The sequence below is a fragment of the uncultured Duncaniella sp. genome (assembly GCF_910577345.1).
Taxonomy (GTDB): Bacteria; Bacteroidota; Bacteroidia; order Bacteroidales; family Muribaculaceae; genus Duncaniella.
The window spans coordinates 243,718-256,211 of record NZ_CAJTMT010000001.1 but is presented as its reverse complement, the minus strand read 5'-3'; the positions used below and the strand labels follow the sequence as shown (position 1 = coordinate 256,211).

The following is a 12,494-nucleotide window of genomic DNA, read 5'->3' as shown; positions in this document are numbered from 1 at the left end:
TTCATAAATCTCCTTGATGTCATCGGTCGGGAGGGAGCTGTTGTGGGAGTCGAAATGTTTGACCGGGTTGTGGTCCTTATTAAGGATATAGAGTCCGTGGGTGGTTGAGCCTACGAAAATACGACCGTCTTTTGTCACCGCCAATCCTTCCACTATTGTCCCTTTCACTTCCGGAAGGATTGATTCGAACTTATCGTCGTCTATCGCCATGAAGAGACCGTGAGGAGTGGCGATGAGCACACGTCCGTTTGCATCGAGGGCAAGGGCACGGATACCGTCCTCAAACATTTTGTAGGCGAGAGAGTCGACGTAGGCGGTCACCTTCTCGGATGAAAGGTCCAGTTTTGAAAGTCCGTGGCGTGTGCCAATCCATAGATTGCCATTGTTATCCTCGGCCAGTGATGTGACGTGGTTGTCGCTCAGACTGCCGGGATTTCCCTTCTCATGACGGAACACCTTGAAATCACGTCCGTCATATCTGTTCAATCCATTTCGTGTGGCGAACCATAAATAGCCTTTTGAATCCTGAAAAATATCGACAACCGAAATCTGGGAGAGACCGTCCTCGATCTGGATGGAGGAATATTTAACGGATTCATTGCCCGTCACCGCAGCTTTCGATTGCATTGGTGAGATTATATAACAGAAGAAAAAGAGGAATGTGATAAAGTTTCTCATGGACTGTTACTAACTGTTGTTATTCGGGTGCAAATATAGATGAAATTTATTAAAATTACTAATTACAGACATAAAATATCTACTATCTTTAAATATTATAACAGCCTAATACCTTGTTAGATGGATAAAAAACATCATGATATGAAAATTAAAATATTTGAAACGTTATTTAAAGCGGGTTTTGATATTAGTGCATAACTTTGCAGCGAAAAAATCAACAGTATCATGAATAAATTATCATTATCCACAGTCGCAATATTGCTTGCCATGACAATGGCATTCGGTGCTCACGCGAAGGACTACTATTTTTCTCCTTCCGAGGCCGGACAGATGAAGGCTCTGCTTAAATCTGAATCCCTGAAACCGGGCGACAATGTGATATTGCGCGACGGCATATATGATTCAATCGGGCGTGTCGATATAGTTGCCAGAGGAACTGCCGATGATACCATTTCAATCCGGCCCGAGCATCCCGGCAAGGTCGTTTTCACAGGTCCTTTGCATTTCAGCTTGTTCGGCGAATATATCAAGCTTGACGGACTCTATTTCAACAAGGCTTGGGCCCTTGGTGGAGAAATGATCGGGTTCAGAAAGTCAAAAACCGAAATGGCCTCGAATTGCCGTATGACAAATTGTGTGATTGACGACTGCAACAATCCCGAGATGAGCGAAAGCGGCAAGCTGATTGATGGAAAGAAGCCCGCGGCAGAGTACTGGATAAAGATTTATGGCGAGAACAACCGCCTTGACCATTGCTATCTCGCCAATAAACGTGTCGGTGGTCTTGTGCTTCAGGTTGAATTCAACGATGACTTACACATAAATAATCATATTATCGACCACAATGTATTCGGCAACCGCAATCCTTACTACGGTAACGGAGCTGAAATCATACGAATCGGTCATTCATGGTCCTCGCAGCTTGAATCGCGCACCATTGTCGAGGACAACGTGTTTCTGCACTGCGATGGGGAAAACGAAATCATATCCGTGAAATCATGTCACAATGTTCTCCGTGGCAATCTGTTCTTTGAATCAAGCGGTGGTCTTGTGTGTCGTCACGGTCACTATAACGTGATTGAAAACAACACATTCATTGGAAATAACAAAAGAGGTACCAGCGGTATCCGCATCATTAACCAGGGCCATACCGTCTACGACAACTTCATGGCGCGTCTTGACGATTTAAGCCTGTTGGTGCGTATGGGTGTCTTTGAGCGTCCGACAGCGCAGACCGACATCAAGGCAGAACCGCTTACTTCATACCACCGCGTGGAGAATGTGGATTTCTCGTATAACCATTTTGTTGATTGCCCTAAAATCATACTGTGTTCCGGCCGCGGTGACAAATCGCCAAGAAATGTCCGTTTTGCCAACAACAATATTGTGGGCACGACAAACAACATAATGTTTCATGACCCCGATAAGAATTTGAAAGGATTTTTCTTTATAAATAATAAGTACAATTTCAAGGACAATTCGGTCATACCGTTTAAGGGATTCGACGGGACCGAGCATTTCGATGAAGCATGGGGCGAGGTTGAAAAGGAGAGGGTGGTCAGGCTGCTTGATAAGGTCGGCGTGCCCTCTTACTCCCCCTCGCAACGCGATATGGAGTATATCTTAAAAGGTTATTTGTAAAATAGGTTTGTATTGTGTCGGAGCAAACAGTGGATCGCTCCGACACTTATTTTTAAATTAATCATTATATCTACATGAAGAAAATCATACTCGCAGTGCTTATGCTGTTAGGCGTATCCGGCGTTCACGCCGCTTCCGCTAAAAAATGGTCGGAGGAGATTGCCCGCACAGTGATGACCCGCTATCCCTCCGCTCTCAGTATTCCGTTCAAGGCATGGTGTTACCCGCAAGGTTACTTCCTTGTCGGGCTTGACAAGCTTTCGCGTATTTCCGGAGACGGGAAGTATAATGACTATATCCTCTCATGGGCCAATCAAGCGGTCGACCGGGAGGGCAATCCGGTCTTTTTCCGTGGCAACAGCATGGATGATATGATGGCCGGAACCGTATTGGTCACTGCCTATCGGCTTACAGGTGATGATCGTTTCCGTAAAGCGGCGGAGACAATCCGCAAAAGTTTCGATGACTATCCGCGCACATCCGACGGGATATTCTGGCATGGACGCCGTACGGTCGGACAGATTTGGGTGGACGGTGTGTTCATGGGGCAGATGTTCCTTACCAACTATGGCAAGTATATAGGTGATTCTGATTATTGTTTCGATGAGGCGGCACGTCAGCTTACGGGAATGTACCGACATCTTGCCAAAGGTGACAGCGGACTGTTGCTTCACGGTTGGGATGAAGATAAGGATGCCCGTTGGGCTGATCCCGCGACCGGTTATGCTCCCGAAGTGTGGAGCGAGGGTTTGGGCTGGTATGCCCTTGTCCTTGTCGAGGCGTTGGAGATATTTCCCAAGAATCATCCGGAATATGGGGAGCTTGTGAGGATTACGCGTGAGCTCATGAAAGGCTTGAAAGATTGTCAGGATAAATCAACAGGCCTATGGTATCAGATAGTGGATAAGGGTGATCGCCCGGATAACTGGCACGAGACATCTGGCAGCGGCATGTTCACCTACGCTTTGCAAAAAGCCATTGAACTTGGGATTATTCCTGCCAAGGACTACAAGGAGACGGTCATCAGAGGTTACTACGGACTCCTGTCGAAAGCTGCTGTCAGCATGACCGACGGACTGATTGACCTCTATGATGCAAATAATGGACTTGGAATCCAGAAAAGTTATGAGGATTATGTCGGAAAGCCCCGATTGATGAACGGTCAGGAAGTGATTTCCTCATTTCTTTGGGCTACTACCATCGTTGAAAATGCCTATCCGGAGCTTAAGTCATACGCGGATGTTGCCGGAAAGCCGGAAAGATTTGCCTGCACAGACTATTCTCAAGGCAAAGTGTTTGTTTTCGATGGAGATGAGATTGTTTGGCAGCACGATGCTCCTCTCTCCAATGATCTTTGGGTGCTTCCGTCCGGTAACCTGCTCTTCACCACCGGTCATGGTGTGCTTGAAATGACGATGGATAACGACACTGTCTTCAGCTATTCAAGCCCGAGCCATATCTTTGCCTGTCAGCGGCTTGCCAATGGCAATACCTTTGTCGGTGAATGTAACAGTGGCCGTCTTTTGGAAATCGCACCTGACGGTAAGGTTGTCAAGGATGTTTGCATCCTTCCCGAAGGAGTCACTGACGGGAAAAAGTCGTTTATCCGCAATGCACGCCGTCTTGACAACGGACACTATCTCGTGGCGCACTATGGCGGTAAGAAGGTGGTGGAATATGATGAGGCAGGAAAGAATATATGGGAAGTACCGGTCAGCGGAGGAGCCCATTCAGTGATGCGTCTACCGAACGGGAACACATTGGTGGCTGTGGCGGATGCCGACAAGAATCCACGCATCGTTGAGTTCAATCCGAGAAAAGAGATTGTATGGGAACTTTCCAATGCCGATTTCCCGGATGACAATCCCATGAAATTTATCGGTGGCATGTATTATGTTCCGGAAAAGGGGATATACTTCACCAATTGGCAAGGACACGGGAAGAATGAAAAGAAACCGCATCTGATGCTTGTCGACCGCGATAAAAAACTGAAATACGCATTTCCTCAGCGCGACGACATAACAACCCTGTCATCCGTATTCATCATTGGTGCCGGAATGGAAAGAGGCTTGCATTGATGTCGGAAATATCGGCGCGTGATATTTTAATTATAGCTTTTGAGATAAATGTCATAGCCGTATTTGCCTGTAAGATATAATTTTGCATTAGAATAAGAGTGCATTCCACAAGCGGTGTCTCACAAGGATTGCCTCGTTAAAATTCTTCTGAAGTATATTATAAAAGGTGTCGGTTGACAGATGATGCCATGTCGGTCTATCATTGGTGATGCGACACACACTAAATCTCAATAGCCAAATGAAAAATTCTATTATCACACTTGCAATGTCGCTCTCGATTGTGGCATGTACAACAACCGCCAAACAGTCTGCCGATGTGGTTGCCGACAGTTTTGACTTCGCTTCAAAGCAGCTCAACTATGCGTTTACCGCCATAGACAGCGCCAAGGCCAATCTTACTCCCGAACAAATTGAAAAAGGGGTGTTCACTCCCCGTTCGTTCACAAAGGATGGAGGATTGAGCCTCATAGCATCCCGCGACTGGTGCAGCGGATTCTTCCCAGGTGAGCTTTGGTATATGTATGAATATACCGGCGATGAGGCATGGCGGAAAAAGGCCGAGGAATTCACCGCACCTGTGGAGAAGGAGAAGACCAATGGCGGCACGCACGATATGGGTTTCAAGGTGTATTGCAGTTTTGGCAACGGCTACCGTCTGACCAAAAATCCTGCCTACCGCGACATAATTCTTGAAGCGGCCTCCACATTGACCACACGCTACAACGATAAGATCGGAGCCATCCGTTCATGGGATCACCACAAGGATGTGTGGCAGTATCCTGTCATCATCGACAACATGATGAATCTCGAATTGCTTTATGCAGCCTTTAAGGAAAGCGGTGACTCCACATATTATAACATTGCCACAAACCACGCTCTCACCACTTTAAAAAATCATTTCCGCGATGATTTCAGCAGTTACCATGTGGTCGACTATGATACCGTCACGGCGACTCCCCGCATCAAGCAGACCCATCAGGGCTACAATGATGAATCGGCATGGTCGCGCGGACAGTCTTGGGGGCTCTACGGCTACACGATGTGCTATCGCGAGACAGGCCTGCCCGAATTTCTTGAACAGGCCAAGGCTATCGCCAACTATATAGGTGAACACCCCAATATGCCGGAGGATATGGTTCCTTATTGGGACTACAACGCCCCCAATATTCCCGACGAACCGCGCGATGCCTCGGCTGCAGCAGTGGCTGCCTGTGGATTGTATGAACTTTCAACCTACGATAAGGAGAATGGAGCGAAATACAAGGAGTGGGCCGACAAGATGGTTGAAAGCCTCTCGTCAAACTATCGTGCGACTCTCAACGGCGACCACGGCTTCCTCCTCCTCCACAGCACAGGGTCAGGCCACGGTGCAGGTTTTGAAATGGACTATCCTCTCGTATATGCCGACTATTACTTCCTTGAGGCTCTGCTGAAGAAGGCAAAGCTTGAAAAAGAAGGAACAGCTATACTTTAAGAGGGTGTTAAAAATAAACCGCCCACGGATTAACATTTATTATTAAACACCCTCTAAGAATCACTGCAACCGTCATCAGATACGCAATGAGAAAGTTACTTTTGACAATTACAATGGCTATGGCATCGGCTTTTGCAGCCGATGCCAAAATCCCCGTGCCGCAGGATAGTAAAATCCGTCTCAATGAGGGATGGATGTTTGTCCGCACGGATCTTGGCAATATATGGGAGGCTGTCCGACCGGTCAAGAAAGATAATCCGGAAGAATATCCTTTCTGGCATAGTGTCACTCTTCCGCATTGTTTCAATGCCGAAGATTGTGTCGACCCGGATGTCAACTATTACCAAGGTCCGGGATGGTACAAGACGCAACTTTCGATTGAAAATCCATATACCGACGGTCGCGTTATGCTGGAATTTGAAGGGGCCGGACAAAAGACAGAGGTGTATGTCTACACGACGAAGGTCGGAGAACATGTCGGAGGATATGACAGTTGGAATGTCGACATCACTGATGCCGTTGCCGACTTCCTCGGGAGTGAGGACGCGAAGCGTTTTGGAGGGAAAGTGCCCCTTTCGATACGCTGCGATAATACCCGCGACAACGAGATGATTCCATCGGATATTTCCGATTTCAATATCTACGGTGGTATCTATCGCTATCTCAACCTCGTGTATCTGCCCAAGGTGTCTGTCGCTTCACTGAAAATCGACACATCCCTTTCAGGTAAGTTGACTGCAGGCAGAGTGTGTGCAGAAGGTACTTTCTATAATCTTGCAGATGTGCGCAACGCCGATGTCACGGTTTATATTAAGGATGCCAAGGGTAGTGTGGTCGCTGAGAGTCATCTTAAGAATATCACTCCTCTCGGAACGACAACGCTCATCGACACCGAATTGAAGAATCCGGAGCTTTGGGATGTGGATAAGCCACAGCTTTACACCTGTGAGGTGGTGGTGAATACTGACGGACAGGAATCCACAGCCACTCAGAAGTTTGGCTTCCGCCATTTCGAGTTCGTTGAAAAAGGTCCTTTCAAACTCAACGGGCGCAGATTGCTTCTGCGCGGCACACATCGCCATGAGGATCACGCCGGAGTGGCCGCAGCCATGACGCAGGATCAGATTGAGAAGGAAATGGGCATGATGAAGGAGATGGGTGTCAACTTTATCCGTCTCGGCCATTATCAGCAATCGGAAATCGTGCTTGATATGTGTGACAGTCTCGGAATTCTTGTCTGGGAAGAAATTCCCTGGTGTCGTGGAGGTGTCGGCGGTGAAAAATACCGCAATCAGGCAAAACGTATGCTCACCAATATGGTGAAGCAGCACTACAACCATCCGGCTGTAATCATTTGGGGACTCGGCAACGAAAATGACTGGCCCAATGATTTCCCGACATTTGAGCAAAGTGAGATCCGCTCATTCATGAGTGAACTCAACGACCTTGCCCACAGTCTCGACCCTGAGCGAAAGACGGCGATCCGACGCTGTGAATTCTGTTCGGATATAGTCGATGTCTACTCTCCGACACTCTGGGCCGGTTGGTATAAAGGTGACTATCATGACTATGTGAAATATTCGCAGGAGGCATTTGATAAGGTGAAACATTTTCTCCACGTCGAGTGGGGCGGTGACAGTCATCCTGGTCGTTTCACGGAGGGTGTCACACCTACTAAAAATGATTGGTCAGAAACCTATCTTGCCGCTCTTATTGACTGGCACCTCAAGGAACAGGAGGAGATGCCGTGGCTCACGGGTACAGCCTACTGGCCTTTCAAGGATTTCTCAACCCCTGTGCGTCCTGACAACCCTGTGCCATACGTCAATCAGAAGGGGGTGGTGGAGCGCGACTTCACCAAGAAGGAGGCATACTATATTTTCCAATCCTATTGGACAAAGAAGCCGATGGTTCACATCTTTGGTCATTCAGAGCCGGTCAGATGGGGTGAAAAGGGTACCGAAAAGGAAGTCCTTGTCTTCTCTAATTGTCCCAAAGTGGAACTCTTTGTCAACGGAATCAGCCAAGGTGTCAGAAACCGCGACAGCCGTAACTATCCTGCAGCCGGATTGCGTTGGAACGTCGTTCTGAATGAAGGTGACAATGAAATTACGGCCAAAGCTTTTACCGCTGATAAGTCGATTGTCGAGGATTCACTCAAATGGAACTATATGACCCGGAAGTGGGGTGAGGAGAGCAAGCTTGCGTTCACAACCCAATCGTCAGATGACGGAACGGTGACTATTTCCGTGAAAGTTACGGATGCGGACGGTACGCAGTGCATGGATTCCAAACGTTTCGTGCGTTTCGAGATTGCAGGTGACGGTGAGCTGATAAAGAATATGGGAACGGCAGGCGCCTCATCAAGAGTTCAGGCTGCCAATGGTGCTGTTTCCATTAAGGTCAAGCCCAACGGCGGTCACTCGGTCGTGGCTGTAAAGTCGGAAGGGTTGCCGACTGAATTCATTAACCTATAAAAATCCGTAAGTTTATGAAAAAGATTGTCTATATGATTCTGCCGTTCCTTGTCGTAGCGCTTGCAGGATGTAAGGATGAAAAGACGAAACGCGGAGATTATGTGAAGGATGTGCTTCGTGAAGAGGTGTTGAAGCAGGCAGAAGCCAACATGAGTGAGAAACCGGTCACTGTGACCGATTTCATAGCCGAAAGAAGTACCGGTGGCATTCATGACTTCTATTCGGAAGGTGACTATTGGTGGCCTGACTCTCTTAATCCCGATGGGCCATATATCAAGAAGGACGGAATGACAAACCCCGACAATTTTGTGGCTCACCGCCACGCGATGATACGTTTCAGCCGCATCGTTGCCAATCTCACCTCAGCCTATCTTCTGACCGGTGATGAAAGATATGTCGCTCCCGCACTTGAACACATTGACTCATGGTTCATGGATGACAGTACGAAAATGAATCCAAACCTGCTCTATGCTCAAGCCATCAAAGGTATCGCCACCGGACGTGGAATCGGTATCATCGACACCATTCATCTTATCGAGGTGGTCCAGTCGCTGATAAAACTTGAGGAGGCCGGGGTGCTTCCTGCGGAATATGCTGATAAGACCAAGGAATGGTTTGCAGAGTATCTTGACTGGATGTCAACTCATCCCTACGGCATCAAGGAGAAAAATGCAGCCAATAATCATGGAACCTGTTGGGCAATGCAGGCCGCTGAGTTTGCAAAATATACCGGAAATGAGGAAATGATGGACAGTTGTCGTGTCCGTTTCAAGAATCTTTTTCTGGTCAGACAAATGGCTTCAGACGGAAGTTTTCCGCTTGAGCTTGACCGCACGAAGCCATACGGATACTCACTCTTCAACCTTGACGCCATGGCTGCGCTGTGCCATATACTGTCGACTGAAAGCGATGATATGTGGACTTATACAACAGCCGATGGCAAAAACATGAAACTCGGATTGGACTTTATCAGTCCTTATATAGCCGACAAGGATTCATGGCCATATCAGCAGGATGTGATGTATTGGGATGAATGGCCTGTCGCACATCCGGCCATGCTGTTCGGTTGGCTCGAATTTGGCGATGCAGGCTATCAGTATCTTTGGGAAAACAATAACCATTTTCCTGAAAATGAAGAGGTAATTCGCAATCTCCCTATCCGCAATCCCATTCTCTGGATTTAAAATATAGTCGGCCAATCCGTTAGCTTGTAAATTCCTTAACCCCATCTAATATTGACAAAACGATGAAAACTATAATATTCGGTCTCGGCGCTCTTTTCATATCATCCTGCTTCGGCTCCGTAGCAGCGCAGACATCGGTCAAAACGACCGGTTTTGTGACTGATGAGAATAATGTGACGAGAAAAGTGACACAGGAAGTGATTACAAAATATCGTCGTACCACATCGCAGGGCGATCCTAAGGCACGTCTTCCTTACACTCCCGGTGAGGCTCCGGAATTGATAGCCATACCTTTGGCTGAATCGGTGATGGTTCGCTATCCTGACTATCGTACAGCCTACTGGAAGGATTACACATACGTCCAGGGATATATGTTTGAGGCTATGGACAGACTCTATCTCCGTACCGGCGACAAGCGTTATCTCGACTTCATGAAAGCGTATATCGACAATTTCGTGGATGAGGAGGGTAATTACAAGGGAGACCGCCTGACGAATCTTGACAACTTTATGACCGGTGCCAGCTTTTGCACGCTGTATGGCCGCACCGGTGAGGATAAATATAAGAAGGCCGCCCTCGAGATTCTGAGCCATGTTGCTGACTATCCAAGCAGTGACGGTCAGTTCTGGCACGGCAACAAATCTCCGAACATGTGGGTCGACGGTGTGTTCATGATGCAGATGTTTCTTATCCGTCATGCAGAGCATGTAGGGGAGAAAGATTATTGTCTGGATACCGCTTGCCGCAACATCATTGCCGCTGCGCGACATTTGCAGAGAGAGGACGGGCTGATGCTTCACGCATGGACAACCGAACCCGAAAAGGCTGATTGGGCTGACAAGAGCACTGGCCTTTCACCCGAGGTGTGGAGTGAAGGTATGGGATGGTATTCACTTGTAGTCCCCGAGCTTCTGTCGGTACTCCCGAAAGATCACAAGGATTACAAGGCTATACTTGGTATCTACAAAAAGATGTCCGCAGGACTTAAGAAGTATCAGGATCCCGACACTGGAGGTTGGTTCATGGTTGTGGATAAACCGGCTAATCCTCTGAACTTTATTGACCCATCGGGCACGGGCATGTTCACTTATTCCATCAAACGCGGAATTGACCTCGGTCTTCTCAGTGAAAAGGAGTATCGGGATGTGGCCCGACGTGGTTATGAGTGTCTCAGACCGTTTGTAAGGGTCAATGATAACGGATTGCTTGACGTTATCGGAGCTTGCGACGGTGTCACAATCAAGAAGGATTTTGTGAACTATGTGACTCTCGACAAGATTCTGAATGCCAAGGAAGCTGTGGCCGGAGTACTCTGGGCTGCGGAAATAATGGAAAAGTAGTAAAAACATCTCTCTAACTCAAACGCATGAACAACAGAAATTCTTTCAGAAGCATAGCTGCTCTTCTCGGACTTGCACTGCTGTCCCTGCCATTTGCTGTCAATTCCCAGACCAAGATGCCTGCACCGTGGTCATCATCTCTTGTAAAGATAAATGCGGGTGGCAAACTGGAGTATGTCCCTGATGAAAAAGGCAATATAATTCCTGATTTCAGCCTGGTGGGTTACCATCAGGGGGATGCAAGTATCCCGAAGCATAGAGTGACGATGGAAATTTCAGCCGTGAAAGGCGACAATTGGTCGCACATACAGAAGGCTATCGACAAAATATCGTCGTTGCCTCTTGATGCCAAAGGTCATCGCGGAGTCCTGCTTTTGAAGCGCGGAACCTATCCGGTGTCGAAATCCCTTGAAGTCAAAGCATCCGGGGTAGTGATTATGGGTGAAGGCAGTAATCCGGACGAGACGCGGCTGATAGCCACCACCCCCGAACGCTATTCACTCATCAGCATTTCCGGTGCCGGTGGGCGCGAGGAAGTCGCAGGAACCCGCGTTTCAATTACCGATGATTTTGTCCCTGTCGGCACTCATTCTTTCCGTGTTTCATCCGGAGCCGGATTCAGGAAGGGTGATAAGGTGGTAGTCTACCGTCCGGGTACACAAAAGTGGATTCACGACATCAAAATGGATCAGATTGTCGAACGTAAAGGCACCCGCCAATGGCAACCTCACGAATATAACCTCGCATTCGAACGAACCATAACCCGTGTGGATGGCAATACGCTCTATATCGACAATCCTGTGGTCATGGAGATGGAGGCAAAATACGGAGGAGGCGAGGTCTTTAAATATACATTCGACGGTCGCATATCTGAAGTGGGTATCTGCAATCTTCATCTTGAATCGGCATTTGACAATTATGAGGATAACAAACACGGTTGGATAGGAATCCGAATTGACAAGGCTGAAAATTGTTGGGTGGAGAATGTCACCGCAAGATATTTCGGCTATTCGGCTGTGAGTTGCGAACGCAATTCCAAGAATATAACTGTCAACAACTGCCGCAATTTTGAACCGAAATCGGTTATCACTGGAGGCAACCGATATGGCTTCAATAATGTCGGACAGTTGAATCTATTCATGAATTGTCAGTGTACCGAAGGTCGTCATGACTATATAACCGGCTCACAGGTGTGTGGCCCGAACGTGTTCTACAACTGCACGGCTTCGCAGACCTATGCCGACATTGGTCCGCATCACCGTTGGGCGGTTGCAACTCTTTATGACAATATCGTGACCGATGGAGAGCTCAATGTCCAGGATCGTGGCAAAATGGGTAGCGGACACGGTTGGGCAGGTGTCAATCAGGTGCTTTGGAACTGCCATGTGGCTACTGCTGTGGTCCAAAGTCCGTGGACATCCGGAAAAAACTACAGTATCGGCACAAAAGGCAAAAAAGTGGCCGGTGCGCATCCCGACCGTCCCGATGGTGTCTGGGAAGGGCATAATGAGACCAATGTGTTTCCCCGTTCACTCTACATGGCTCAGCTCATGGCACGGCATAATGCTGACCTTTCGGTCATGAACAAGAATTGATACAGATACATACAACCTGAACAGGAT

At 47.9% G+C, this 12,494-nt stretch carries 7 protein-coding genes and 1 pseudogene; 7 read left to right on the top strand and 1 reads right to left on the bottom strand.

Going from position 1 to position 12,494, the window contains the following annotated elements:
- Positions 1–363: 363 nt before the first annotated feature.
- Positions 364–627 (bottom strand): annotated as a pseudogene (locus QZ310_RS13660) (two-component regulator propeller domain-containing protein); the annotation flags it as partial.
- Positions 628–903: 276 nt separating this feature from the next.
- Here QZ310_RS13660 and QZ310_RS00975 point away from each other — a divergent pair.
- The 7 genes from QZ310_RS00975 to QZ310_RS00945 all read left to right on the top strand — a co-directional run bounded on the left by QZ310_RS00975 (position 904) and on the right by QZ310_RS00945 (position 12,467).
- Complete coding sequence (locus QZ310_RS00975) at positions 904–2,319, top strand: polysaccharide lyase 6 family protein (RefSeq protein WP_297069414.1); 1,416 nt, start codon at positions 904–906, stop codon at positions 2,317–2,319.
- Between the two features lie 74 nt (positions 2,320–2,393).
- On the top strand, positions 2,394–4,397 hold the full coding sequence (locus QZ310_RS00970; protein ID WP_297069411.1) for a glycoside hydrolase family 88 protein: 2,004 nt from the start codon (positions 2,394–2,396) through the stop codon (positions 4,395–4,397).
- 238 nt (positions 4,398–4,635) lie between these two features.
- Positions 4,636–5,871, top strand: coding sequence for a glycoside hydrolase family 88 protein (locus QZ310_RS00965; protein WP_297069410.1), 1,236 nt, complete (start codon positions 4,636–4,638; stop codon positions 5,869–5,871).
- 86 nt (positions 5,872–5,957) lie between these two features.
- Positions 5,958–8,348: a glycoside hydrolase family 2 TIM barrel-domain containing protein gene (locus QZ310_RS00960; RefSeq protein ID WP_297069408.1), complete on the top strand. Its 2,391-nt coding sequence runs from the start codon at positions 5,958–5,960 to the stop codon at positions 8,346–8,348.
- A gap of 14 nt (positions 8,349–8,362) precedes the next feature.
- Positions 8,363–9,532: an alginate lyase family protein gene (locus tag QZ310_RS00955; RefSeq protein WP_297069406.1), complete on the top strand. Its 1,170-nt coding sequence runs from the start codon at positions 8,363–8,365 to the stop codon at positions 9,530–9,532.
- 62 nt (positions 9,533–9,594) lie between these two features.
- Entirely contained in the window at positions 9,595–10,872 is a 1,278-nt protein-coding gene (locus QZ310_RS00950) for a glycoside hydrolase family 88 protein (RefSeq protein ID WP_297069404.1), read from the top strand.
- Between the two features lie 26 nt (positions 10,873–10,898).
- Positions 10,899–12,467, top strand: coding sequence for a hypothetical protein (locus QZ310_RS00945; RefSeq protein ID WP_297069403.1), 1,569 nt, complete (start codon positions 10,899–10,901; stop codon positions 12,465–12,467).
- Positions 12,468–12,494 lie beyond the last annotated feature (27 nt).